Here is a 25,125-nt window from a genome sequence, read left to right on the forward strand (position 1 = left end):
AGTGGGGAAGTCTCTTCTGTTGCCGTCAGCAGGATTTTGCCAGAAGACGTCGCCCGATGGAGGGAATATCGGGCTAAAGCTGAGTCTAGCGCTGTGCGATCTGGGAAATTTGGTCGCTGTTGATTTGTTTCTGATTACCTTCTTCATCGGTATAGCTGAGGAGCCCAGTATCTTTATCCAACGCTGGTTTTCCCTGCGTCAGGAGCATTTTCCCCTCTTTTGTCGCCATCACGTAGTGACTGGAACAGCCCACAAGGGGGAATAATAATGCCAGTGTTACCGCCATTTTCATCCGTCTTTTCATCGTATTAACCCATTAAACAAATGCAAAATTTTAAAGTGAGTCTAGCAAATGCCTGCGGGGGATAACGTAGGAATAATGGAAAAAATGCGTTTGTATCAACAATCCAATCAAACATTGGATCAATACACCATAAACGAAATGCCAACGATATTATGCTCTGCCAGTTCGGTGCCGTAGGCAAGCGAAAGTGTGCTGTCGTGAAGAGATATTCGTCATACTTCAAGCTGCATAAAGTGGCGGGCTAATAGCGGCGCGGTGAAGGTTTTTTTCAGGTAGAACCCGCGCGGTAAAGTCAGAATCGGTTGACCAAATTCGCCAATCGCCTCAGTTAATGCCCGGCTATTTGCCGCTTTGGGGCGTAGTTGCAGTACTTCTCCATGTCGGGCGGTGATACTTTCTACTCGGCCAAGCACGATCAAGTCCATCAACTCTTCCCAATCGCAGCGCAGCTGTTCCTCTTCCTCTTCATTGGGGCTCCAGATCAGCGGCGTGCCAATACGGCGTTCCCCCAGCGGAATGTGTCGCGAGCCTTCCACCGGAATCCACAGTACCCGCGCGAGCTTGTGTCGTACGTGGCTGCTTTCCCACGTTACGCCACTGTTGCCTGTCAACGGTGCGACGCAGACGAACGTGGTTTCCAGCGGTTTGCCCTGTTCATCAATAGGAATGGTTTTTAGCTCAACGCCGATGTCGGGGAAATCCTGCTCGGGCTTGCTGCCTGCGCTTGCGCCCAGAAAACGCTCCAGCAAGATACCAATCCAGCCTTTATCACGTTTCAGGTTGGCTGGAAGGGGCAGGCGGGCGATGTCCGCTAATTCCGCGAGATTATAACCCGCGAGGGATTGCGCGCGCTCCAGCAACGTGTGCTCACTTGGCGGCGCAGTCGTGTGAACCGTGGGTGAATTCATAGCGTATAGCCCGATGTTTTTCCGCTCAAAAAAAATACAATGTGTGGAGAATACCAATGCACAGTCTGGAAGACTGTGGAGAAAAACAATAATAGCATGATTCGTAGTGCTTTTTTTTAGTGTGATAGCGATCACTTAACACCGTTTTGCAAACTGTGCACGTATAGCTACCGACAATAAACAGGATCTTACACTAGGTTATCCACAGATTTCTTGGATAACCCACATAAACATGAATTACTGGTTCGATTTACAGCCTTGACGCCCGGCCTTTTTGCTGTTTTTGCCTATTTATTGCCTGACTTTGAGGTATTGCCTGTGGATAAAATCGGCATAGTGCGATCTTTCGCCAACTTTGCGTTGTATGCCATTTGAACAAAAAATCAGGGTTCGCCATTTCAAGTAAAATGGTTTGTAATTTTATGAATAAAAAGCACTATTTTTTAATTTGCAGTAATTTTTTTTCTTCATGAAAAATGAGTTTTACTCACTTCTTCATGGGTTCTGCACAAAGATGTCCACAGAAAAAGTGAATAAATTGCCGATTCTGGTCTTTACATGTTTATAACTTTGAACTTGTCTGTGGGTTATCTTACTTTTATTCGTATCACATGCTTTCTAAGCAGTGGTTTACCGCCTGACGGGAGTGTGAAACAATCAGGTCATCTTTGCATTGATGTTTATCGAGGTAGTCCGGTGATCGATGATGATGGCTACCGCCCAAACGTTGGTATTGTAATTTGTAATCGGCAGGGGCAGGTGATGTGGGCCCGGCGCTATGGTCAACATTCTTGGCAGTTTCCGCAGGGGGGGATTAACCCCGGTGAAAGTGCTGAGCAGGCGATGTACCGCGAACTGTTTGAAGAAGTCGGGTTAAGAAAAAAGGATGTGCGCGTATTGGCATCTACCCGTAACTGGTTACGCTATAAATTACCAAAGCGTTTGGTGCGTTGGGATACAAAACCGGTCTGTATCGGCCAAAAGCAGAAATGGTTTTTGCTACAGTTGATGTGTAATGAGTCGGATATCAATATGCAGAGCTGCGGCACGCCGGAATTTGATGGCTGGCGCTGGGTGAGTTACTGGTATCCGGTACGTCAGGTCGTCTCTTTTAAGCGAGATGTGTATCGTCGCGTGATGAAGGAATTTATCAACCCGGTGATACTGCTTCAGGAGAGTGTTGCGGCTCGGGTGGTTACCCCATCCGGTCCTCGGCGAAAAAGAGGGTAATTCAGGCACATTATGCTCACGCGCTTGCGAGAAATTGTCGAAAACGTTGCGGCAACGGCCCGCCTTAGTGATGCGCTGGACATTCTGGTCAATGAGACCTGTCAGGCTATGGACACGGAAGTCTGTTCCATTTATCTGGCCGATCACGATCGTCAATGTTATTACCTGATGGCAACGCGCGGGTTGAAAAAACCGCGCGGGCGCACGGTTACGCTTGCGTTTGGGCAAGGCATTGTCGGGCTGGTCGGGCAACGTGCTGAGCCCATCAATCTGGCTGATGCTCGTGCACATCCTAGTTTCAAATATATCCCCGCCGTGAAAGAGCAACATTTCCGATCTTTTCTTGGCGTTCCCATTATCTACCGTCGCCACCTGCTGGGCGTACTGGTGGTGCAGCAGCGTGAACATCGTCAGTTTGATAAAAACGAAGAATCGTTCATGGTGACGCTGGCCACGCAGATGGCCGCTATTCTCTCCCTTTCGCAGATAAAAACGCTCTTCGGTCAATACCGCCAGACGCGTGTTAAGGCGCTGGTGGCTGCACCGGGTGTGGCGATTGCCCCCGGCTGGCAGGATTGTACCCAGCCTTCTCTGGAACAGGTTTTCCCCGCATCGAGTCTGGACAGTGAGCGCGAGCGTTCTCGTTTAACGCAGGCGTTGGAAGAGGCAACGACGGAATTCCGTCGCTTCAGCAAGCGGTTCAGCGCCAGCGCGCAGAAAGAGAGCGCGGCGATTTTCGATTTGTATTCGCACTTGCTGAATGATGCGCGGCTAAAGCGTGAACTCTTTCAGGAAGTGGATGCGGGCAATGCCGCCGAGTGGGCTGTGAAGCTGGTAATCGAGCGCTTTGCCGCGCAGTTCACCAATTTGCAGGATACTTATTTACGCGAGCGTGCCGGCGATCTGCGTGCGTTGGGGCAACGGCTGCTGTTCCACCTCGACGATAACGCGCAAATCATGGGGCAATGGCCTGAGCGTTTTATCCTCGTAGCGGACGAATTAACGGCCACGCTGCTGGCGGAACTGCCGCCGGAGCGGTTGGCTGGTGTTGTCGTGTATGACGGCGCTGCCAATTCGCATGCGGCGATTCTCGTCCGTGCGATGGGTATTCCGACGCTGGTGGGCGCGGACATTCAGCCTGACATGCTGCATCAGCGCCTGCTGATCATTGACGGCTATCGCGGCGAGCTGCTGGTCGATCCTGAACCCGTGCTGGTACAGGAATACCAGCGCCTGCTGACGGAAGAAAATGAGCTGACCCGCCTGGCCGAAGGCGAAATGGAGCAGCCTGCCGTGCTGAAAAGCGGCGAGCGCATTCAGGTCATGCTGAATGCAGGGTTGAGCGCCGAGCACGAAAAACGCTTTATCAATCAGGTCGATGGCGTGGGGCTGTATCGCACAGAAATTCCTTTTATGCTGCAAAGCGGCTTTCCGTCCGAAGATGAGCAGATGGCGCAATATCAAAGCATGTTGGCGCTTTATCCAACGCGCCCAGTGATGTTGCGCACGTTGGATATCGGCGCAGATAAGCCGCTGCCTTATCTGCCTATCAGCGAAGAGAACCCGTGTCTCGGCTGGCGCGGCATTCGTATTACGCTCGATCAGCCTGAAATCTTTCTGATTCAGGTGCGCGCCATGCTGCGTGCCAACGCGCATAGTGGCAATCTCAACATCCTGCTGCCGATGATCAGCAGTCTGGATGAAATCAGTGAAGCGCGTCGCCTGATCGATCAGGCCGCAGGCGAAGTGGAGGAATTACTGGGCTTCCCGCAGCCCAAGCCGCGAATTGGGATCATGATTGAAGTCCCGTCGATGCTGTTCCTGCTCCCCCATCTGGCTTCTCGCATCGATTTTGTTTCGGTTGGCACCAACGATCTGACGCAGTATTTGCTGGCAGTAGATCGTAACAACGCTCATGTGGCATCGCTTTATGACAGCCTGCATCCTTCCATGTTGCAGGCGTTGAATATGATCGCCGTCGAGTGTGAGCGACATAACATTCCGCTTTCCGTGTGCGGTGAAATGGCGGGAGAAGCGCTCGGCGCACTGCTGCTGACCGGACTGGGTTATCGCTCGTTCAGTATGAACGGGCGCAGTGTGGCGCGAATTAAATATCTGCTGCGCCAAATTACGCTGGCTGAATCGCAGGCGTTGGTGAAGCAATTGCTGAATGCACAGAGCGCGACGGAAGTCCGACAGTGGGCGGCGATTTTCATGGAAGAGCGTGGATTGGGCGGCTTGATTCGCGGCGGACGCTAATTCGTCGCGGTGCGATCCTTAGTTATGAACATACTCTAAATAATTCAAGTTTCAGGAAGGCGGCAAGCGAAGGAATCCCGATGAGCTTACTTAAGTAAGTGATTCGGGTGACTGAACGCAGCCAACGCACATGCAACTTGAAGTATGACGAGTATAAATGTTTTACAGAACTTTTCCCCTCAGCAAGCAACGAGCGCGGGTGCGTATGCTATGATTCGCCACCGCGGTTTGCAGGAACGGATTCATTCTCCTGCCTTTTGCCTATCAATGACGATCCCGAAAGCAGGGATAACACAATAAAATATGTGGTGAATGATGACGACAAGCTATCTGGCGTTTCCTCAGTTTGATCCAGTGATTTTCTCAATTGGCCCGCTGGCGCTGCACTGGTATGGGCTGATGTATCTGGTGGGTTTTGTATTTGCCATGTGGTTGGCGGTGCGTCGGGCGAATAAACCGGGTAGCGGTTGGACCAAAGATGAAGTCGAAAACCTGCTGTATATGGGGTTCCTTGGGGTCTTCGTCGGCGGGCGTCTGGGCTATGTCCTGTTTTATGCCTTCCCGTCATTTCTTGAAAACCCGCTCTACCTGTTCAAAGTCTGGGATGGCGGCATGTCGTTCCACGGCGGCTTAATGGGCGTGATCTGCGTCATGCTGTGGTTCGCTCATCGCACCAAACGCCATTTCTTCCAGGTTGCGGATTTTATTGCTCCTTTGATTCCTTTCGGGCTTGGCGCAGGCCGGTTGGGCAACTTCATCAACGGCGAACTGTGGGGACGCGTGACGACGGATACACCGTGGGCGATGCTGTTTCCGGGTTCGCGTAGCGAAGATATGATGCTGGCCGTCAGCAACCCGCAGTGGCAGGCGATTTTCAATCAGTATGGCATGCTGCCGCGTCATCCTTCCCAGCTGTATCAAATGATGCTGGAAGGTGTGGCACTGTTTATCATTCTGAATCTCTTTATCCGTAAATCTCGGCCGATGGGCAGCGTCTCAGGGCTTTTCCTGATCGGTTACGGCTCGTTCCGAATTATTACCGAATTCTTCCGCCAGCCGGATGCACAGCTGGGGCTGTTCGGCGACCTGTTCAGCATGGGACAAATCCTGTCACTGCCGATGGTTATCGCCGGTATTCTGATGATGGTCTGGGCCTATCGCCGTCAGCCTGCACAGCAATAATCCGCTGTCCTTTTTTAATTTTTGTGGTGAGGTAGTATGAAACAGTATCTGGATCTGATGAAGAAAGTGCTTGAAGAAGGCACGCCGAAAGCCGACCGCACTGGCACGGGCACGCGTTCTATTTTCGGCCATCAGATGCGTTTCAACTTGCAGGACGGGTTTCCGCTGGTTACCACCAAAAAATGCCACCTGCGTTCGATTATCCATGAATTGCTCTGGTTCCTGAACGGCGATACCAATGTTGCTTATCTGCATGAAAACAAAGTCAGTATTTGGGACGAATGGGCGGATGAGAACGGTAATTTGGGGCCGGTTTATGGTAAACAATGGCGTTCATGGGGAACCGCAGACGGTCGTGAGATCGACCAGTTGAAGAATGTCCTGACCCAGTTGAGACAGGATCCAGATTCTCGCCGTATTATCGTGTCAGCCTGGAACGTGGGTGAGCTGGACAAAATGGCGCTGGCACCGTGCCATGCGTTTTTCCAGTTCTACGTGGCGGATGGCAAACTCTCTTGCCAGCTTTATCAGCGCTCGTGCGATATCTTCCTCGGCTTGCCGTTCAATATCGCCAGCTATGCGCTGCTGGTGCATATGGTGGCGCAGCAGTGCGATCTCGACGTTGGTGATTTCGTCTGGACTGGCGGCGACACGCATTTGTACAACAACCATCTGGAACAGACGAATTTACAGTTGAGCCGTGAACCGCGTGCGCTGCCTAAACTGGTGATTAAGCGCCGCCCGGATACGCTGTTCGACTACCGCTTCGAGGACTTTGAAATTGAGGGATACGATCCGCATCCCGCCATCAAAGCACCGGTTGCGATCTAAGCCTCTCCCATGTTTTTCAGGGCCGCGTAATGCGGCCTTTTTTATTTCTTTTCGTGCAACGGACCTACCGTTTCCTGAATCGATGGTGCTGGGGAGTTTTTAATCCCATCAGCCGCGATAAACATGAGAGTAAATAATTCTTCCTCACTGGTAATTTGCATTTTGCGGCCAGCATGAGATTTCATCTGTTGAGATGACACCGTCGCACGGTAATCTGTCGGCTCTTTATTCATAACTACCTCGCAAAATGACGATTTATTAGCCACATTGTCGCGCATTATTTACTCTTCCTCAATGTGCTATCCCCGCTTTGAATACGATATGAACCAGTTGAGTAAATCATCTGCCGAGCGAAAGAGGATAGATTTATCTCCGCTTATATCTAAAAATTGATGATTTTTGATATAATAATCAGCAACTTTTTCATTGACTGGGCTTTGAATATAAACGCCTTCACCTTCCACCTTGATAAGAAAAAATAGGATGATGACTAAACAATAGGTCAACATTTTCCCATCCAGAATAGAACCCCTTTTTGAGAAATTCTGAAGTAACTCAATGCTTAATATATGGTTTATTGTACTGAACGAACAAACACAAGCCCCGTCGGGTTTTGTTGTTGGTATATCAGCATCGATCTTAAAGATAAACCCGAATTCACTATCAGCGTAAAGACTCATTTTTGCCAAACGCCAGTCAATATCGAAATCGCTTTCTCTGGCAAGAGCAATGCACCAATCAACATCATCCTGATTCATTGGGGAAACTGACATACCAAGGTTAACCATACTAAAGTAACGATTTGCCACTTCCAGAGCTGAGGTCCCATTTTCTCTCACTGTTGTTGATTTCATTTCGATCTCCTTATCCTGAGTTCGATTCCTCCTTGTCACCGACTTACTCGGGGTGTGACATTACCTCCTTCACTGCGTGCTTTCTCCTGCTATTCCCTCGTTTTCCCTATCTCCCCGCACGCTTTTTCTGTTGTTACATCGTTGCAGTAAAACACTGCGAGCCGCTGCGTAGAATGTCGTTAACACGCTGTTTTTGCTGATAAGACTCATTATCCTGACGCCATGAAAATAAGAAATCGGCAACAGCGGGGGTTTACCTTGCTTGAATTATTGGTGGTGCTGACGATTGTGGCGCTAATGGCGGGTGGCGGCTTGCATGGCTGGATTCAGTATCAGCAGGCAATTCGTTTGGAGCAGAGTGCCCAGCAACTGCTGGACTTTTTGAGTCGGGTTCAGGCGAATGCCTACTGGCATAACGAAACCCGCACAGCGAAGCTCATACCGCAGGGAGAATTATGGTGCATGGTGGCAGGGCAGAATGAAAAGCAGGCAGAGGATACGTGCCGTGAGAACCATCCGAGACAGTTCGTTCGCCGCACGCAGAATGTGGTGCTGGAAAAGTTCACAAGCAACGTTTTTACGTTCTTTGGCTTACGTAACGCGGCACTGGCTGGGCACATCTCGCTGTCGAATTCTGCGGGTCAGCTACGCCTCATCATCTCGGTGAGAGGGCGCATGCGTCTGTGCAGCGAGTCGCAGGCTGTCCTCGCGATTCCCCTATGCTGAAACAAATCGTGTTGAGGCAACCAAGGTTGAGGAGTAAGCAGCGTGGCTTCACGCTGCCAGAAATCCTGTTAGCGCTGAGCTTAGGTAGCCTGATTATGCTGTCGGCGGCACAGCTGTATCCTATGTTGCGTAGTCAAAGTCAGGACAGCGCACAGCTTTTCCGGCTGGAGCAGCTCTTCAGTCAGGTCGCCATGGGAATTGAGAAAGACATCCGTCGGGCAGGTTTTTGTGCGGGAACCTGTGAGGGAAAGGCAATCAGCATAGGGAAGTATCCGGGGGAGGCGGAAAATAGCTGTCTGAATGTTTCTTACGATCTGAACCGAAATGGGGTTTGGGATGGTGGGGAACAACAGGATGCCGAGTCTTTTGGCTATCGCCTGCGCAGTCGGTCATTGGAAATTCAAAGCGGGGCGCACAGCTGTCAGGGCGACAGATGGGAAAAACTGTTTGATCCGCAGGAAGTGGTGCTCACGGTGTTCCGGCTACAGCGTCTTTCTGCGCAAAATAATGTGGCGCTGTATGAATTGCAACTGGCTGGTTATTGGGTCAAACGTCCTGCGGTTCGGCAACATATCACTCGCCTTATTCTCGGACGTAATCAATGAGAAAAAGCAACCAGGAAGGAAGCGGGACGCTAGCTATGGTGCTGCTTATCGCCATGATTGGCCTGTTGTTGATGTCCGGTTTGCAACGCCAGCTTGATACTGCCATTCAGGTGGGGAACGATGAGCGACACTATCTGCGAGCGTTCAATCAGGCATTGTCCTCGCTGAACTGGGGAAGAGGGCAGCGTTGGGACACGTTAACGGAAAGCTGGCAGTGCCAGCGGCTGTCGGCAGAACAGCTCGTAGTGTGCCTGCGTGCGGCCTCGGATGGGGAGCAAGGATTACTGCGTGGCGAAGGAACTCTTCCTGCTTCAGCGCGACTGTTGGCGTTGTACCAACGGGTATCCTTTTCGGCACTGTCGTCGGGCCAGATTGCGATTCAACCATTGGGTAACGGCTGGTTAGACTTTTGCCCGGATAAAGATGTCGCACGCTGTGATGCAACGGAGTAGCGCAATGAACAACAGGCTCAGGAGTCGTCAATCTGGTTTCAGCCTGCCGGAGACGCTGGTGGCGGCACTGCTGTTCGCCGTGTCGCTGATGGGGCTACTGCAATATCACCAGATTTTGCAGCAATCATTTCAGCATCAGTTGCAGCAGCGTCAGGCCTGGCGGTTTGCGATGCAACAGTTGGAGGCCTATGAAGCGGATATGCCGTATCACCCGTCCGATCTGGATAATATTGCGTCTCTTGCGAGTAAAAATTGGCAGTTTAGTGTGTCGGAGCAGCGACAGAATGGAGAATGCCGTCAGGTAACGGCAAGAGTCATGACGCCACGCCGCTATCAGGCTACACTAAACCGTTGGTTTTGCCTGCCATCGCCTGTTGGGTAGGCATACTTGGGTAAACTATGAATTATCAATCGTAAGCAGCGGTAGCAGGAGCCAGAATGTTTAGAATCTATCACTCCAATCAGTTAGATATCTTGAAAAGACTGATGGTTGAGCTGATAAAACGTCAGCCGCTTGCGGATCCCTTCCAGCAGGAAGTGATTTTGGTGCAAAGCCCGGGGATGGCACAGTGGCTGCAAATTGAACTGGCTGGACACTTCGGCATTGCTGCCAATATTCAATTCCCGCTGCCGGGTGTTTTTTTGTGGAATATGTGTCGCTATGTGCTGCCGGATATTCCAAAAGAAAGCGCTTTCAGTAAGGATGCGATGACGTGGAAGCTCATGCATTTGCTGCCCGATTTGTTGGCACAGCCTGATTTTGCGGCCCTTAACCACTATTTGCAGGATGACGATAACCAGCGCAAGCTGCATCAGCTTGCTGGACGCGTAGCGGATCTTTTCGATCAATATCTGATTTATCGCCCTGAGTGGATCAAGGCATGGCAAGAAGGGAAACAGGTTGACGATCTCGGTGGCAACCAGCTGTGGCAATCGGCACTGTGGCGTGCGTTGGTTGACTACACTCGCGAACTGGCGCAGCCCGAATGGCACCATGCGATTCTGTATCAACGCTTTATTACTGCGTTAGAGCAGGCAAAATCGTGCCCTAAAGGCCTGCCGCCACGCGTTTTTATCTGCGGTATTTCGGCGTTACCCCCTATCTATTTACAGGCGTTGAACGCGCTGGCGCAGCATATTGACGTGCATCTGCTATTTACCAATCCTTGTCGCCATTACTGGAGTGACATTCAGGATTATAAATTCCTGGCGAAGCTAAAAGCCCGCCACCGTCGCCTACATCGCTTTGACGGCGAGCAGACTGATGAAACCCGCGCGTTATTTCGCGATCCCTCACAGGCAGAAACGTTGTTCAACGACGACGGTAAACAGTCGATTAATAACCCCTTGCTGGCATCGTGGGGAAAGCTGGGGCGCGATAACCTTTATCTGCTGGCTGAGTTGGATAGCGTGCAGGAAATCGACGCCTTTGTGGAGTCGGATGGCGAGAACCTGCTGCAAACCTTGCAGCGCGACATTCTTGAGCTGGAAGATCACGCGGTGGTGGCCGTCAGCCACGAAACGCAGAACACCAGCATGCAAAAACGCCTGCTGGCTCTTGACGATCGTTCGATTGATTTTCACGCCTGCCATAGCCCGCAGCGTGAGGTTGAAGTGCTTCACGATCGGCTGCTGGCCATGATGGCCGACGATCCTGAGCTAATGCCGCGCGACGTCATTGTGATGATGGCGGATATCGACAGCTATACGCCGTTTATTCAGGCGGTGTTTGGTAATGCGCCGGATAACCGCTATCTGCCTTTTGCCATCTCCGATCAGCGTGCGCGACATGCGCATCCCGCATTGCAGGCGGTAATCAGCCTGCTGGATTTACCGACGAGCCGTTTTACGGCAGAACAGGTTCTGGCATTGCTTGAAGTGCCCGCGCTGGCTGCGCGTTTCGGTATTCAGGAAGAAGGGCTACGTCGTCTGCGCCTGTGGGTAGTGGAATCAGGTGTGCGCTGGGGATTGGATGACGACAACGTGCGCGATCTGATGCTACCGCCAACGGGGCAACATACATGGCGTTTTGGCCTGACGAGAATGCTGTTGGGCTATGCGATGGACAGCCAGGTCGGCGACTGGCAGGGCGTATTGCCTTACGATGAATCCAGCGGCCTGATTGCCGAACTGGCTGGTCAACTGGCCGAACTGCTGATGCAGATCCACCACTGGCGTCAGTGTCTGTCTCAGCCACGTGTGCTTGTTGACTGGTTACCGCTGTGCCGAGAGCTGATCGAAACCTTCTTTGATGCTGACAGCGAGACGGAAGCGGCGCTGGCATTGGTAGAAAAACAGTGGCAGTACGTGATTGGTATGGGCACGATGGCGCATTATCCGCAACAGGTGCCGATCTCCCGGTTACGTGATGAACTGTCACGGCGTCTCGATCAGGAGCGACTCAGCCAGCGTTTTCTGGCCGGTTCGATCAACTTTTGTACGCTGATGCCCATGCGTTCCATCCCGTTCAAGGTCGTGTGTTTGTTGGGTATGAATGACGGTGTTTATCCCCGAACGCTGCCGCCACTCGGGTTCGATCTGATGGGGCGGAAAATCAAGCGCGGCGATCGTAGCCGACGTGATGATGACCGCTATCTGTTTCTTGAGGCGCTCCTGTCGGCGCAGCACAAACTCTATATCAGCTATATCGGGCGCTCGATCCAGGATAATACGCGACACTATCCTTCCGTATTGGTCAGCGAACTGACGGAATACATTGCACAAAGTTACGTCCTGCCGGGTGATGAAGCGCTGGATATCGATAGCAGCGCGGAGCGCGTGGTGAAGCACCTTTGCCGCGAACATAGCCGGATGCCTTTTGATGCGAATAACTTCCTGTCTTCACCGCAGCCGTTGAGCTTTGCGGCAGAGTGGCTGGCAGCGGCGAACCAAAAAGGGGAAGCTCAGCCTGATTTCGATCGTGAAGCCTTGTCCGAAAGAGCGAGTGATAGGGATGTGAGTCTGGACGATCTGAAGCGTTTTTATCGCCATCCTGTGCGAGCCTTTTTTCAGCTGCGGCTTGGCGTGAGTTTTAGGCTGCACAGCGATGAGCTGTTGGATGAAGAGCCCTTTGTGGTTGATAGCCTTAACCGCTATCAATTGAATAGCGAGTTGCTTAATACCTTGATTAATGAAGGCGATACCGAAAAACTGTATCGTCGTGCCAGAGCCGCGGGTGAGTTGCCCTATGGCGCGTTCGGCGAAATTTACTGGCAGGAACAGCAGCAGGAGATGGCGCAGTTGGCTGCGCGTGTACGCGATGAATTAACGCCTTCGCTGTCGGTTAGTCGGGAAGTGGATATCCTCCTTGACGGCGTGCGCGTCAGTGGCTGGCTGAATCAGGTTCAGCCGGATGGTTTGCTGCGCTGGCGTCCGGGCACACTTTCTATGAAGGATGGCATTACGCTGTGGTTGGAACATCTGGCCTACTGCGCAACGGGCGGACAGGGTGAAAGCCGACTGTATGGGCGGGAAGACACGGCGTGGCGCTTTGCTGCCTTGTCGGAAGCGCAGGCCAGAGAACATCTGGCTGTCATGCTGGATGGATATCGTCAGGGAATGAGCAAGCCGCTGTTATTGCTAAATAAAGCAGGGAGCGCCTGGCTAGCTGAATGTTATGATCGTGAAAGCGATAGCCTGCGGGTGGATGAGGACGCGCAGAACAAAGCGCGGACCCGGTTACTGCAAGCCTGGCAGGGCAACATGGGAATGCGGGGTGAAGGTGAGGATTATTACCTGCAACGCATTATTCGTGAGTTGGATGAAAAGCGAATGAATGAGGTGATTGAAGCGGCGCAAATCTGGCTACTGCCACCGTTCCGCTTTAATCTGGCTTGATGGGCTTGCTTTGGATGATGCCCGAATAGATTTCGAGGTGCGAGAAGATAACGCACTGCAACGTGAAAAGTGATGGATATGAGGTTGGAGAATTGCATGCGTAAACAGTGGGTCTGGATTACCGGGTGGTTTCTTTTATTCACATTCTGGCTTCCGGCGAGTTGGGCTGAGACGGGCTGGCAGCCGCTGGCTCAGACGATTCGAAAAAGCGAAAAAGATCCGCGGCAATATCAGGCGATCAAACTGGATAACGGAATGACCGTTCTGCTGGTTTCCGATCCACAGGCACCCAAATCTTTGGCATCACTGGCGCTGCCTATTGGCTCACTGGACGATCCCAATAATCAACTGGGATTGGCGCATTACCTCGAACATATGGTGCTGATGGGGTCGAAACGTTACCCAGAGCCAGAGGCGCTGTCCGAATTTTTGAAAAAGCATGGCGGTAGCCACAATGCCAGCACGGCGTCTTACCGCACGGCGTTTTATCTGGAAGTGGAAAATGATGCGCTGCGGCCCGCCGTCGATCGGATGGCGGATGCAATTGCGGAGCCGCTGCTCGACCCGGTGAATGCCGATCGCGAGCGTAATGCGGTCAATGCGGAATTAACGATGGCGCGTTCGCGTGACGGTCACCGCATGGCGCAGGTGGGGGCTGAGACGCTGAACCCGGCGCACCCGAGCGCGCGTTTTTCGGGGGGCAATCTTGAAACCCTGAGCGATAAACCCGGCAGTAAACTGCATGATGAGCTGGTGAAGTTCTATCAGAAATACTACTCAGCCAACCTGATGAAAGGGGTGATTTACAGCAATCAACCTCTGCCTGAACTGGCGAAACTGGCGGTCGACACATTCGGGCGCATTCCCAATCACAACGCCAGCGTTCCTGCGGTTACCGTTCCTGTGGCGACGGAAAAGCAGCGCGGCGTAATGATTCACTATGTTCCTGCTCAGCCGAGAAAACAGATGCGCATTGAGTTTCGCGTCAGCGATATTAGCCAGGCGTTTCGCAGCAAGACGGATACCTATATTAGCTATCTGATCGGCAACCGCAGCCAGAATACGCTCTCTGACTGGTTGCAAAAGGAAGGGCTGGTTGAATCTATCGGTGCAGGTTCTTCGCCGATCATCGACCGTAACGGCGGCATGTTCGCTATTTCAGCCTCGCTGACCGATAAAGGTCTGGCACAGCGTGATGAAGTGATCGCTGCGATATTCCGTTACTTGCAACAAATCCGCACAGAAGGGATTCAGCAGCGTTATTTTGATGAGATCGCGCATGTTCTGGATCTGGATTTCCGCTATCCGTCCATCAGCCGTGATATGGACTACATCGAATGGTTGGTTGATACCATGCTGCGTGTGCCGGTCGAACATACGTTGGATGCCCAGTATGTTGCCGATCGCTACGATCCGAAGGCTATCGCTGCTCGACTGGATGAGATGACGCCGCAGAACGCGCGCGTTTGGGTCATCAGTCCGAATGAGCCACATAATAAAGTGGCCTACTTTGTCGATGCGCCGTACGAGATGAATAAGATCCCGTCAGCAACATTCGCAAAATGGAAAACGCTGGGGCAGAAAATGTCACTGTCGTTGCCGACGATCAACCCCTATATCCCGGATGATTTCTCCCTGATCAAAGCCGATAAGGCGATGACCAAACCGACGCTCCTGCTGAATCAGCCAGGGTTGCGCGTGCTGTATATGCCAAGCCACTACTTTGCCGATGAACCGAAAGCGGAAATCACGCTGTTCCTGCGTAATCAGGAAGCGCGCAGTACCGCCCGTAATCAGGTGCTGTTTGCGTTAAACGATTATCTGGCAGGTCTGGCGCTGGATGAACTCAGCTATCAGGCTTCGATCGGCGGCATCAGTTTCTCCACCCGCAGCAATGATGGTCTGGTGATTAGCGCCAATGGCTATACCCAACATTTGCCACGGTTGCTGCTGACGTTGGCGGATGGCTACGCCTCCTTTACCTCGACGGAAGCACAGCTGGAGCAGGCGAAATCCTGGTACATACAGCAGCTGGATGGGGTAGAGAAATCAAAAGCCTTTGAACAGGCGTTACAGCCGGTTCAGGCGATATCGCAATTGCCTTACTTTGAGCGCGCAGAACGTCGTAACCTGCTGAAGGATATCCGTTTACAGGACGTCGTTAACTATCGCAAAGACCTGCTGCAAAAAGCCACGCCGGAAATGCTGGTCGTTGGCAATCTGGCTCCAGAGCGAGTCACCGAGCTGGCGAACACGCTGAAAACGCATCTGAAGGCCGGTGGCGACAATCTGTCGCGCAGCGATGATGTCAAAGTCAGTAAGCCGCAGCTTGCTAATCTCCAGCGCCCGGGAAGCAGCACGGATTCTGCGTTAGCGGCGGTGTATGTACCGACGGGTTATTCGGAAACGGAAAGCATGGCGTATAGCTCGGTGCTGGGGCAGATCGTTCAGCCTTGGTTCTATAGCCAACTGAGAACCGAAGAGCAGCTGGGTTACGCGGTGTTTGCCTTCCCAACGACGGTCGGTCGACAGATGGGCATCGCCTTCCTGCTGCAAAGCAACAGCAAACAGCCTGCTTATCTGTATCAGCGTTATGAAGATTTTTACCTGAAAGCGCAAAAACGACTGCGTGAAATGAGTGAAGAAGAGTTCACGCAGTATAAGCAAGGCGTGATGAATGAACTGAGTCAGCGTCCGCAAACCTTAGGCGAAGAGGCCAGCCGACTGCGTCGCGATCTGGATCAGGAAAACTTCGCTTTTGATTCACGTGAGAAACTGCTCGAACAAATCAAACCGCTGACGGTGGCGCAACTAGCAGACTTCTTCCAGAAGGCGCTGAAGCCTGAAGGCCTGGCTATTCTGTCGCAGGTTTCCGGTAGCCATCATGGTAAAGCCGACTATGCCGCACCGAAAGGATGGCATACCTACGCGGATGCGTCTTCATTGCAGAAAACGTTACCGCGTGAGAAAGCGCCCACGATGATCCCTGCGCCAGCAGCATCGGAAGCTGTCGGTAAGGTTTCAGCAGAATGAAAAATGCCGCGCCGCAATCATTAGACGTCATGACGTTGCCGCTCCTGGGGGAGCGGTTGATTGAGGCGTCGGCCGGAACGGGAAAAACCTATACGCTGGCTGCGCTTTACCTGCGTCTGTTGCTAGGGCTGGGCAAGCAAGCCGCGTATCCACGTCCGCTGCTGGTCGAGGAAATTCTGGTTGTGACCTTTACGGAGGCCGCGACCGAAGAACTGCGGGAGCGTATTCGTGCCAGAATCCACGCTTTGCGCATCGCCTGCCTGCGTAAAAGCGCGCAGGGTGAAGAGGCGGAGAAGCCTAAAGATACTTCGCTAGGGCAGTTGCTGGCGGAGATTTCGGACCACCGCGATGCGGCGGATGTCTTACTGGCGGCCGAACGACAAATGGACGAAGCGGCGATCTACACGATCCATGGCTTCTGCCAGCGTATGCTCAGTACCAATGCGTTTGAATCCGGCGTGCTTTTTGAACAGGTGCTGATAGAAGATGAACAGCCGCTGCGCCGTCAGGCCTGCGCCGATTTCTGGCGTCGTTATTGTTATCCGCTGCCGGTAGAAGTTGCACGGATTGTCGGTCTGGAGTGGAAAGGGCCGGAAAGCCTGCTGGCCGATCTGGCTCCTTATCTACATGGTGAAGCGCCTGCGTTCCGCTTGCCGCCAGAAGAAGATGAAACGCTGCTGAGTCGACATGAGAAGATCGTGATGACGATCGACGCGTACAAACAACGCTGGCTGGCGTCAGCAGCGGATCTGGAAGCGTTGATTAGCGCTTCTGGTGTCGATAAACGCAGCTACAGCAGTAAGCATCTTCCCAACTGGCTACAGAAAGTTACGCTGTGGGCAGAGCAGCCAACGCTGGATTATCAACTGCCGAAAGATCTGGTGAGATTTGCCCAGCAAACGCTAATAGAGAAAACGAAGAAAGGCGAGCCGCCTGTTCATGCCCTCTTTGAGGAGACCGAACGGCTGCTTGAAGCGCCGCTGTCGCTGCGTGATGTAGTCATTGTCCGCGCGCTGTCGGCGATCCGGGAGTCGGTGCGTGAGGAAAAACGGCAGCGTGCAGAACTGGGATTTGACGATCTGCTGAGCTGTCTGGATGACGCATTGCAACAGCCGAATGGGGAACAGCTTGCCTGTGCCATTCGTGAGCGTTATCCGGTAGCGATGATCGATGAATTTCAGGATACCGACCCTCAACAATATCGTATTTTCCGCACGCTTTATGTCGGGCAACCGCAGTGTGGACTATTGCTCATCGGTGATCCTAAACAGGCTATCTATGCGTTTCGCGGTGCGGATATTTTTACCTATATGCATGCGCGCGGAGAAGTGGCTGCACACTATACGCTGGGCACAAACTGGCGCTCGTCGCACCAGATGGTTCGCGGCGTTAACCGCTTGTTTGAACGTCTGGAAAATCCTTTTATTTTCCAAAACATCCCTTTTCTGCCAGTCAAGCCGGCTGAATCTAAGCGCGGTTTGGTGTTTGAAGTCGCGGGGCAGCCGCAGCCTGCGCTGCAATTCTGGCTAACGGGTTCGGAACCGATTGGCGTAGGAGATTATCAGCAGCGGATGGCACGCCAGTGTGCGGCGCAGATTCGTGACTGGCTGGCGGCCAGCCAGCGTAGCGAAGCCTGGCTGATCACCGACGATTCTCGCCGTTTGGTCAGGGCATCTGACATGAGCGTGCTGGTGCGTAGCCGACGTGAAGCCTCGCTGATTCGTGATGCGCTGAGCCGTTTGTCCATTCCCTCGGTGTATCTATCCAATCGAGACAGCGTATTCAGTACGCCGGAAGCCAGCGATATGTTGTGGCTGTTGCAGGCGGTGCTGGCACCGGAACAGGAGCGCACGTTACGCAGTGCTATGGCGACGGCCTTGATGGGACTGGATGCCGAACAGGTTGATGCATTAGGGCAAAGCGAAGCCGCATGGGATGAACTGGTGGATGAATTTGCGGGCTACCGGGCTCTATGGCGTCAGCGCGGCGTGCTGCCGATGCTGCGGGCGTTGATGAGTCAACATCAGCTGGCGGAGAACCTGCTGGCGAGTGCGGAGGGCGAACGCCGGATTACCGATATTTTGCACATCGGTGAATTATTGCAGGATGCTTCGGCAACGCTTGATAGCGAACATGCGCTGGTGCGCTGGCTATCACAACAAATTGTCCAACCTAATCCGCAGGCAGAGAATCAGCAGCTACGTCTGGAAAGCGATCGTCATTTGGTGCAGATCGTGACGATTCACAAATCGAAAGGGCTGGAATATCCGCTGGTGTGGCTGCCTTTCATCAGTAATTTTCGCGTGCAGGATCAGGGCGTTTATCACGATCGCGAGAGCTATCAGGCCGTGTTGGACCTGCAAAATAATGAAGAAAGCCAGACGCTGGCGGAAGAAGAGCGGCTGGCGGAAGATTTACGCTTGCTGTATGTCGCGCTGACCCGTTCTATCTATCACTGTAGCGTGGGCGTCGCCCCCGTTCAGCGATCGCGTAAGAAAGACGGCAGCAGCGATATGCACCAGAGCGCGCTGGGCTATTTACTCCAACGTGGCAAAGAGGCCGAGGCAGCAACGTTAGTCAGCGAGCTGGAAGGCATGGTTGGCGACGGTGTCGCATTAACACCGCTACAGGCAACGGAAGAACAGCGTTGGCAGCCAGATAGACCAGAATTGGCCGAGCTGCGGGCTCGTCACATTGAACGCCAACTACGCGACGGCTGGCGAGTAACCAGCTATTCGGGGCTTCAGCAACATGGTTCTGCAAGCGCACAGGATCTGGTGCCGCGTCTGGATATCGAAGCGATAGGCGAGCGTCAGGAAGCGGATGAAACCCAACTGACACCGCATACGTTTCCACGTGGCGCGAGTCCGGGAACGTTTTTGCATAGCCTGTTTGAAACGCTGGATTTCACTCAGCCCGTTGAGGATGACTGGCTGGCTGAGCAGTTGCAGCTACAGGGATTTGAAGCGCACTGGAATCCTGTATTGAAGACGTGGATGGATACGCTGTTGCATACGTCGCTTAACGATCAAGGGATTATGCTGTCAGCGCTGGATAACGCCGATAAACAGGCCGAATTACAGTTCTACATACCGATTGACGCACCAATACAGGCGGCGCAGCTCGATCGGTTGGCAAAGCATCACGATCCGCTATCCGCGCGGTGTCCGGCGCTCTCTTTTCAGCAGGTGAAAGGCATGCTGAAAGGGTTTATCGATCTGGTGTTCCGCTGGGAAGGGCGCTATTACCTGCTGGACTATAAATCCAACTGGCTCGGCCCTGATGCCAGCGCGTACACCCAAACGGCCATGATGCAGTCGATGGCCGAACACCGCTACGACCTGCAATACCAGCTCTACACGCTGGCTTTGCACCGCTATCTACGTCATCGCATTGCGGATTATGACTATGAGCGCCATTTTGGCGGGGTATTTTATCTGTTTTTACGCGGCGTCGAAGCGTCTCACCTTGGCAATGGCATCTTTACTTTTCGCCCCTCGGCTGAATTTGTTTTCGGGCTGGATGCGCTCTTTAAGGGAAAGACGCCTGACGGTGCTGATACAGGAATTCCCTCATGATTGCGTTACTTGAAACGGCACTGGCGCGGCGGTTGCTGCGCCCGCTGGATGTTCAGTTCGCCAGAATGCTGGCGGATGAGACGCAGCCTGATCTGCTGTTGGCTGCCGCCTGCCTGAGTGCGCACTCGGGGGCGGGGCATGTGTGTTTACCGCTGGAGAACTTGCAGGCGCAGACGCTGTTTGACGGCCGCGAGCCTGAACTGGCGCAACAGTTGCTTGCGGGGACAGGACTAAACACGGTTGCCGCATGGCAGCCGCGTTTACTGGCGTCCGATGCTGTCAGCGACGGCAGCAAGCCGACACCGCTGGTGTTGCAAGGAGAAAAGCTGTATTTACAGCGCAGCTGGCAGAGTGAAGGCCGCGTGGCGCGGTTTATCGCCAGCGAGCGCGATACGATCCCCGTCGATGAACCTGCAATTCGGGCGGTTTTGGATCGGCTGTTTCCTGACACGGACGAAGAGATTAACTGGCAGAAGGTGGCTGCGGCTGTCGCGTTGACGCGCCGCATTGCGGTTATTTCTGGCGGGCCGGGAACGGGGAAAACCACGACGGTGGCTAAGTTGTTAGCGGCGCTGATTGAGCTGAATACGGGAGACGCGTTACGTATTCAACTGGCTGCACCGACTGGGAAAGCGGCTGCGCGGCTCACGGAGTCGCTGGGGCAGGCCCTGCACCGTCTGGTGGTGGATCCTCGGTTGCGGGAAGCGTTTCCGCAGGAAGCGACAACGCTGCATCGCCTTTTGGGGGCGGTGACGGACAGCCAGCGGCTGCGTCACCATCAGGACAACCCGCTGCATTTGGATGTGCTGATTGTGGATGAGGCATCGATGGTCGATCTGCCGATGATGGCGAATGTGATTGCCGCGCTTCCGCCACACGCCAGAATTATCTTTCTGGGCGACCGCGATCAACTGGCGTCCGTCGAGGCGGGGGCGGTGTTAGGTGACATCTGTCGTTTTGCCGAAGCTGGCTATAGCCGTGCGCGGGCGCAGCAACTGCAACGCCTGACGGGCTGTACGCTGGATGACAGCGGCCCTGAAGGGCAGCCGACGGTCAGTGACAGTATCTGTCTGTTACGCCGGAGCTACCGTTTCGATCCGCATTCTGGTATTGGACAACTGGCGCTGGCGGTTAACGGCGGTGATGATGCTCGCGTGCGTGCCGTGCTGAACGGTGAGTTTGCCGACATCACCTGTAGCCCGTTAACCGAGGCTGAAGAGTATCAGGCCATGCTGGCACAGTGTGTCGAAGGGTATCGTGATTATCTACAGCTTGTTGCTGCGGGCGCAACGCCGGATGCCGTGCTGCTTGCTTTCCAACGTTATCGCCAGCTGTGCGCGTTGCGTGAAGGGCCGTTTGGCGTAGCAGGACTGAATCAGCGTATTGAGCAGGCTTTGCATCAGTCAGGGCTGATTCAGCGCAGTCGTAATCCGCTTAACCGCTGGTATCCCGGCCGACCGGTCATGATTGAACGTAACGATGCCGCATTGGGTCTGTTCAATGGTGATATCGGTATCGCCATGATAGGGGAAAGTGGGGAGCTGCGCGTATTTTTCCCCTTGCCGAATGGAGAAACCAAAGACGTTACGCCAAGCCGTCTGCCGCCGCATGACACAGCCTATGCGATGACGGTGCATAAATCGCAGGGATCGGAGTTCGATCATACGGCGCTGGTGCTGCCGAACCACTATTTACCGGTGTTGACGCGGGAGCTGGTGTATACCGCTATCACGCGTGCGCGCCAGCGTTTGTCACTCTATACCGATGTCCGCATTCTCTGCCGGGCGGTGAAAACGCCAACGCAGCGCTATAGCGGCTTGGAAGAGAGAATTAGCGCACTAATGATGCGTCCTTGATGGAGGATAACGTCAGGCGGACTCACGCTCAATCAGCGAAAAACCGATATCCATGATGGGGGAGGGCACGCTTTTCCCCTCAATCTTTTCTGCCAGCATGGCCGCTGCGTCGGTGCCGATCTTCCAGCGATCGATCCTGACGGTGGTAATCGCCTGAACGGTATCAACGAACATGTTGTTATTGATCTGCGGCACGACAACAGCAATTACCGCGAAGGTATGGCCATTGCCTAGGCAAAAGGGAAATTACGAGGGGAAACAACCAAAGCTGTCTGGTAAACAACAAAAGGAGTTATTCCGAATGCATAAAACCGGTGAATATTCTATCAGCGATCTGGCTGAGTTATTTTCAGTTTCACGGCCAACGGTTTACTGGACGTTAATACAGAGCCTATCACTGTCGGAGGTAAAAAATGATCGAGATAATCGTTAACTGGTAGTAATGCAGACGCAAAGGTGTGACTAATTCTTGTTTTAACTAAAAGGATGAATCATGCCAATATCAGCGTCGCAGCACGGAGTTACAATCGGGGCTTATCAGAATCAACTTTGTGAGGAAGAAGGGAAAGGCAATATTACTCCTGTTATAAACAGAGGTAATCACCCTTCACAAAATAAGCAGCCCGAGCTTCCTCTGGTATTAACACATGTGGGAAACTCATCGAAGACCCTGCCCCGTCTGTCAGGACAGCTAACATTACGGGATCTTAGCACGCATAATGAACACCCTACTTTCAGCAATAACCAAGCTGACATCATTTTTTCACAGCCTGCTCTGGGGGGACGAAAGAGAAAAACCGCCATCAGCGTACTCAAAGAGCAGGATGGATTTACAGAAAACAGTGCGCGGGAGTTGCTTACGCAATATCAATTCCCAGTAGATTCCCTTTACAGTGACTATAGTTTCGCACTTGAAGTTGAACAAATGGGAATGATCCCAGAATGGGCTGGCCGATTCAAAAAACGGCCTCGCATGGATGGATCTCCGGAGGAAGTAGTTGAAACCATTTTACTTATGAAACCTGATTTCCCACAAGGTAAAATAAAATTTAATTTGGGTGGTGAACTTGGAAAGGGTGGATTTGGTGAAGTGTTTTTAGACGCGGATGATAAAGATTTTTTAATAAAAAAATATTTTAGTAATGAAAATATTAATTCTACAAAGGTTGCCACGCACGAAGCTGAAATGTTTAATCGTTATTATGGTGAAGGCGCTGCAACTGTCCTTTTGGATGAAGCTGGAAATGTTTATGTAAGAATGTACAAAATACCAGGACAAACACTAGGATCGTTACCCTCTAGCTCTTTGCCTGCTGATGCTGTACAGCGATTTGTTGATATGATTGAGAAGTTAAACAAGCTCGAAATAATACACAATGATATCCACTCTGAAAATATTTTATGGGATGAGATAGCTCAGGTGTTTTACCCAATTGATATCAATAATTTACGTGAAATATATTTTAATGCCGATCCAAATGATAAATTTGATATGAATGAAACTGGTGAGGATGAATGGTATCAAATTCTGGAAGAAATAGAGGATAGAGTATTTCCTCCGGTAAGTGATTCGAGTGACTGACAAATCTGCCAGAGGCAGGTTTGAACGCTGCTTGCAGCGGTCTCAACGGGCTGACGAATCCCCAGAAAAAGCGACAGGCATAGCGTTTTGGCGACTGTAATTTAAATTGTGTAATTGCCTGTTTTTGGTATGTTCATCCCAATAGCGGAGATAGGCAAAAAATGAACGAAAAGAAACTCAAAGCCCTTGCGGCTGAACTGGGTATCCGATCGTCTGGGGCTTGGATTTACGCTGAGCGAACAGGCAAGGAAGTGGACAACATTAAGCTGTGAGTTTGGCAAGCAGCCATAAGCGGATGAAAGATCGTGGCCGACTTTACGGTCGGCCACGAGAAGCGTTATTGAGTGGAATAACTCAGAGGTCTAGCACCAGAATCTTCGAGCGACGCTGGTAGTTGTACAGTGCCTGCTTTTTCTTCGGCAGCATTTCCACTTCGGCGGGTAAAAAGCCGCGTTCCTGGAACCAGTGGATGCTGTGCGTCGTTAGTACAAACAGCTTTTGCAGACCCTGCTGACGTGCCTGAGCGGCAACGCGCAGTAACAGCATATCGCCGCGTGATGAGCTGCGGTAATCCGGGTGAACCGCGACGCAGGCCATTTCGCCAATGCTCTCTTCTGGGAACGGATAAAGCGCGGCGCAGGCGATAGTCAGGTTATCGCGTACCACGACAGTGAATTTGTCGATCTCCATTTCCAACTGCTCGCGCGAGCGTCTGACCAGAATGCCTTGCTCTTCCAGCGGGCGAATCAGTTCCAGAATACCGCCAATGTCATTGATGGTCGCACGGCGAACCTGCTCGGCGCTTTCCATCACGATCTGCGTACCGATTCCGTCACGTGAGAACAGTTCCTGCAACAGCGCACCGTCGTCCTGATAGCTGATCAGGTGGCTACGGCGTACGCCGCTACGGCAGGCCTTGACCGCGCCGCGCAGGAACCGGACCGTACCCGAATGGTAATCGCCAGCCTGTTCCAGTGCATCAATACGCTGCTGTGCATCATCAGGGAACAGCTCGGAAATGATGTTGCCTTCTTCATTGGTCACGCCCTGTGAGGAGCAGAAGCCGATCATCTTCTCCGCTTTCAGCTTAATAGCGAGCTGGGTCGCGACCTCTTCCGAGGTTAAATTGAAACTTTCACCAGTGACTGACACTGCAACTGGGCCGAGCAGCACAATGGCACCGCTATTCAGCTGGCGGTGAACGGCTTCTTCATCAATACGGCGGATACGGCCGCTGTGGCAGTAGTCCACACCGTCATCAACGCCAAGCGGCTGCGCGATAATAAAGTTACCGCTGACGACATTAATGTGGGCACCTTGCAGCGGTGTATTGTTCAGGCTCATCGACAGCCGGGCGGTGATATCCAGTTGCAACATCCCCGCAGCCTGCTTGACTAGCTCCAATGTGGCGCTGTCGGTGATGCGGGTATTTTTATGGTAGTGGGGCTCGTAGTGGTGCGTTGTCAGGTTGGCGTCGATCTGGGGGCGGGCGCCATAAACTACCACCAGCTTGATCCCCAGACTGTGTAGCAGCCCGATATCATTTACGATGCTAGAGAAGTTGGCATGTTCGATGGCTTCACCACCTAACATGATGACAAACGTTTTGCCACGGTGGGCATTGATATAGGGAACTGAATGGCGGAAGCCCTGAACCAGTTCTGTACTCCGTTCCTTCACTGCGAGCCCTCTTTGCATTTTTATTCGTAATTTCTGTATTTTTATTCTTTATGACGTAAAAGGCAAGAGGAAGTATTAACCAGAAAAGTCAGGATTCTGTTTCATCTTGCTACCATGCCCTAAATAATTCGAGTTGCAGGAAGGCGGCAACCGCGCGAATCCCCAGGAGCTTACATAAGTAAGTGACTGGGGTGAGCAAGGATAAACC

Annotated in this window: 19 protein-coding genes and 2 pseudogenes; 15 read left to right on the forward strand and 6 right to left on the reverse strand. The window is 52.6% G+C overall.

What is annotated here, in order from left to right; translation table 11 throughout:
- Positions 1–85: 85 nt before the first annotated feature.
- Entirely contained in the window at positions 86–304 is a 219-nt protein-coding gene (locus K7X24_RS13795) for a YgdI/YgdR family lipoprotein (RefSeq protein ID WP_224555360.1), read from the reverse strand.
- Positions 305–516: 212 nt separating this feature from the next.
- Positions 517–1,212, reverse strand: coding sequence for a DNA mismatch repair endonuclease MutH (gene mutH / locus K7X24_RS13800; RefSeq protein WP_224555361.1), 696 nt, complete (start codon positions 1,210–1,212; stop codon positions 517–519).
- 696 nt (positions 1,213–1,908) lie between these two features.
- On the opposite strand from mutH, the gene rppH reads away from it, so the two are divergent.
- The 4 genes from rppH to thyA all read left to right on the forward strand — a co-directional run bounded on the left by rppH (position 1,909) and on the right by thyA (position 6,714).
- On the forward strand, positions 1,909–2,442 hold the full coding sequence (rppH, locus tag K7X24_RS13805) for an RNA pyrophosphohydrolase (RefSeq protein ID WP_224555362.1): 534 nt from the start codon (positions 1,909–1,911) through the stop codon (positions 2,440–2,442).
- 12 nt (positions 2,443–2,454) lie between these two features.
- Positions 2,455–4,701: a phosphoenolpyruvate--protein phosphotransferase gene (ptsP, locus tag K7X24_RS13810; protein WP_224555363.1), complete on the forward strand. Its 2,247-nt coding sequence runs from the start codon at positions 2,455–2,457 to the stop codon at positions 4,699–4,701.
- 315 nt (positions 4,702–5,016) lie between these two features.
- The gene (lgt, locus tag K7X24_RS13815; protein ID WP_224555365.1) at positions 5,017–5,883 is read left to right on the forward strand and encodes a prolipoprotein diacylglyceryl transferase; all 867 of its coding nucleotides are present in this window, start codon (positions 5,017–5,019) and stop codon (positions 5,881–5,883) included.
- Between the two features lie 36 nt (positions 5,884–5,919).
- Entirely contained in the window at positions 5,920–6,714 is a 795-nt protein-coding gene (gene thyA, locus K7X24_RS13820) for a thymidylate synthase (RefSeq protein ID WP_211026381.1), read from the forward strand.
- A 41-nt stretch (positions 6,715–6,755) separates the two neighbouring features.
- On the opposite strand, the gene K7X24_RS13825 is transcribed toward thyA, so the two are convergent.
- Both K7X24_RS13825 and K7X24_RS13830 read right to left on the reverse strand, forming a co-directional pair.
- Positions 6,756–6,992, reverse strand: coding sequence for a hypothetical protein (locus K7X24_RS13825; protein ID WP_224555366.1), 237 nt, complete (start codon positions 6,990–6,992; stop codon positions 6,756–6,758).
- A gap of 21 nt (positions 6,993–7,013) precedes the next feature.
- Complete coding sequence (locus K7X24_RS13830) at positions 7,014–7,568, reverse strand: hypothetical protein (protein WP_224555367.1); 555 nt, start codon at positions 7,566–7,568, stop codon at positions 7,014–7,016.
- 222 nt (positions 7,569–7,790) lie between these two features.
- On the opposite strand from K7X24_RS13830, the gene K7X24_RS13835 reads away from it, so the two are divergent.
- From K7X24_RS13835 to recD, 8 genes are all read left to right on the forward strand, one after another.
- Positions 7,791–8,294 (forward strand): prepilin peptidase-dependent protein, encoded by a 504-nt coding sequence (locus K7X24_RS13835; protein ID WP_224555368.1) that lies wholly within the window; start codon positions 7,791–7,793, stop codon positions 8,292–8,294.
- Positions 8,288–8,899, forward strand: a complete 612-nt coding sequence (locus K7X24_RS13840; RefSeq protein WP_224555369.1) for a prepilin peptidase-dependent protein — start codon at positions 8,288–8,290, stop codon at positions 8,897–8,899. Before K7X24_RS13835 ends, K7X24_RS13840 begins: the two co-directional genes overlap by 7 nt.
- A complete protein-coding gene (locus K7X24_RS13845) occupies positions 8,896–9,351 on the forward strand; it encodes a YgdB family protein (protein ID WP_224555370.1) in 456 nt (151 codons plus the stop codon). The genes K7X24_RS13840 and K7X24_RS13845 overlap by 4 nt, the downstream gene beginning before the upstream one ends.
- The gene (locus tag K7X24_RS13850) at positions 9,338–9,733 is read left to right on the forward strand and encodes a prepilin-type N-terminal cleavage/methylation domain-containing protein (protein WP_224555452.1); all 396 of its coding nucleotides are present in this window, start codon (positions 9,338–9,340) and stop codon (positions 9,731–9,733) included. The genes K7X24_RS13845 and K7X24_RS13850 overlap by 14 nt, the downstream gene beginning before the upstream one ends.
- Positions 9,734–9,789: 56 nt before the next feature.
- Positions 9,790–13,188: an exodeoxyribonuclease V subunit gamma gene (gene recC, locus K7X24_RS13855; protein ID WP_224555371.1), complete on the forward strand. Its 3,399-nt coding sequence runs from the start codon at positions 9,790–9,792 to the stop codon at positions 13,186–13,188.
- 96 nt (positions 13,189–13,284) lie between these two features.
- Complete coding sequence (ptrA, locus tag K7X24_RS13860; protein ID WP_224555372.1) at positions 13,285–16,221, forward strand: pitrilysin; 2,937 nt, start codon at positions 13,285–13,287, stop codon at positions 16,219–16,221.
- Positions 16,218–19,799: an exodeoxyribonuclease V subunit beta gene (gene recB / locus K7X24_RS13865; RefSeq protein WP_224555373.1), complete on the forward strand. Its 3,582-nt coding sequence runs from the start codon at positions 16,218–16,220 to the stop codon at positions 19,797–19,799. The genes ptrA and recB overlap by 4 nt, the downstream gene beginning before the upstream one ends.
- A complete protein-coding gene (gene recD, locus K7X24_RS13870; RefSeq protein ID WP_224555374.1) occupies positions 19,796–21,655 on the forward strand; it encodes an exodeoxyribonuclease V subunit alpha in 1,860 nt (619 codons plus the stop codon). The genes recB and recD overlap by 4 nt, the downstream gene beginning before the upstream one ends.
- A 12-nt stretch (positions 21,656–21,667) precedes the next feature.
- Here recD and K7X24_RS13875 read toward each other — a convergent pair whose 3' ends face one another.
- Positions 21,668–21,850, reverse strand: coding sequence for a hypothetical protein (locus K7X24_RS13875; protein WP_224555456.1), 183 nt, complete (start codon positions 21,848–21,850; stop codon positions 21,668–21,670).
- Between the two features lie 15 nt (positions 21,851–21,865).
- Here K7X24_RS13875 and K7X24_RS22095 point away from each other — a divergent pair.
- The 3 genes and pseudogenes from K7X24_RS22095 to K7X24_RS13890 all read left to right on the forward strand — a co-directional run.
- A pseudogene (locus K7X24_RS22095) lies at positions 21,866–22,088 on the forward strand (helix-turn-helix domain-containing protein); the annotation flags it as partial.
- Between the two features lie 60 nt (positions 22,089–22,148).
- Positions 22,149–23,237, forward strand: coding sequence for a hypothetical protein (locus tag K7X24_RS13885; protein WP_224555378.1), 1,089 nt, complete (start codon positions 22,149–22,151; stop codon positions 23,235–23,237).
- Positions 23,238–23,435: 198 nt separating this feature from the next.
- Positions 23,436–23,528, forward strand: a pseudogene (locus K7X24_RS13890) (hypothetical protein); the annotation flags it as partial.
- A 63-nt stretch (positions 23,529–23,591) separates the two neighbouring features.
- Here the strand turns inward: K7X24_RS13890 and argA are convergent.
- On the reverse strand, positions 23,592–24,935 hold the full coding sequence (gene argA, locus K7X24_RS13895; protein ID WP_169743505.1) for an amino-acid N-acetyltransferase: 1,344 nt from the start codon (positions 24,933–24,935) through the stop codon (positions 23,592–23,594).
- Positions 24,936–25,125 lie beyond the last annotated feature (190 nt).

This window comes from Pectobacterium versatile (genome assembly GCF_020166435.1).
Lineage (GTDB): Bacteria > Pseudomonadota > Gammaproteobacteria > Enterobacterales > Enterobacteriaceae > Pectobacterium > Pectobacterium versatile.

Excerpts from the sequence above, each read along its gene's own strand:
- K7X24_RS13795 (WP_224555360.1), bottom strand. The coding sequence starts at position 304 with ATGAAAAGACGGATGAAAATGGCGGTAACACTGGCATTATTATTCCCC.
- mutH (WP_224555361.1), bottom strand. The coding sequence starts at position 1,212 with ATGAATTCACCCACGGTTCACACGACTGCGCCGCCAAGTGAGCACACG.
- ptsP (WP_224555363.1), top strand. The coding sequence starts at position 2,455 with ATGCTCACGCGCTTGCGAGAAATTGTCGAAAACGTTGCGGCAACGGCC.
- lgt (WP_224555365.1), top strand. The coding sequence starts at position 5,017 with ATGACGACAAGCTATCTGGCGTTTCCTCAGTTTGATCCAGTGATTTTC.
- thyA (WP_211026381.1), top strand. The coding sequence starts at position 5,920 with ATGAAACAGTATCTGGATCTGATGAAGAAAGTGCTTGAAGAAGGCACG.
- K7X24_RS13825 (WP_224555366.1), bottom strand. The coding sequence starts at position 6,992 with ATGCGCGACAATGTGGCTAATAAATCGTCATTTTGCGAGGTAGTTATG.
- K7X24_RS13830 (WP_224555367.1), bottom strand. The coding sequence starts at position 7,568 with ATGAAATCAACAACAGTGAGAGAAAATGGGACCTCAGCTCTGGAAGTG.
- K7X24_RS13835 (WP_224555368.1), top strand. The coding sequence starts at position 7,791 with ATGAAAATAAGAAATCGGCAACAGCGGGGGTTTACCTTGCTTGAATTA.
- K7X24_RS13840 (WP_224555369.1), top strand. The coding sequence starts at position 8,288 with ATGCTGAAACAAATCGTGTTGAGGCAACCAAGGTTGAGGAGTAAGCAG.
- K7X24_RS13845 (WP_224555370.1), top strand. The coding sequence starts at position 8,896 with ATGAGAAAAAGCAACCAGGAAGGAAGCGGGACGCTAGCTATGGTGCTG.
- K7X24_RS13850 (WP_224555452.1), top strand. The coding sequence starts at position 9,338 with ATGCAACGGAGTAGCGCAATGAACAACAGGCTCAGGAGTCGTCAATCT.
- recC (WP_224555371.1), top strand. The coding sequence starts at position 9,790 with ATGTTTAGAATCTATCACTCCAATCAGTTAGATATCTTGAAAAGACTG.
- ptrA (WP_224555372.1), top strand. The coding sequence starts at position 13,285 with ATGCGTAAACAGTGGGTCTGGATTACCGGGTGGTTTCTTTTATTCACA.
- recB (WP_224555373.1), top strand. The coding sequence starts at position 16,218 with ATGAAAAATGCCGCGCCGCAATCATTAGACGTCATGACGTTGCCGCTC.
- recD (WP_224555374.1), top strand. The coding sequence starts at position 19,796 with ATGATTGCGTTACTTGAAACGGCACTGGCGCGGCGGTTGCTGCGCCCG.
- K7X24_RS13885 (WP_224555378.1), top strand. The coding sequence starts at position 22,149 with ATGCCAATATCAGCGTCGCAGCACGGAGTTACAATCGGGGCTTATCAG.
- argA (WP_169743505.1), bottom strand. The coding sequence starts at position 24,935 with ATGCAAAGAGGGCTCGCAGTGAAGGAACGGAGTACAGAACTGGTTCAG.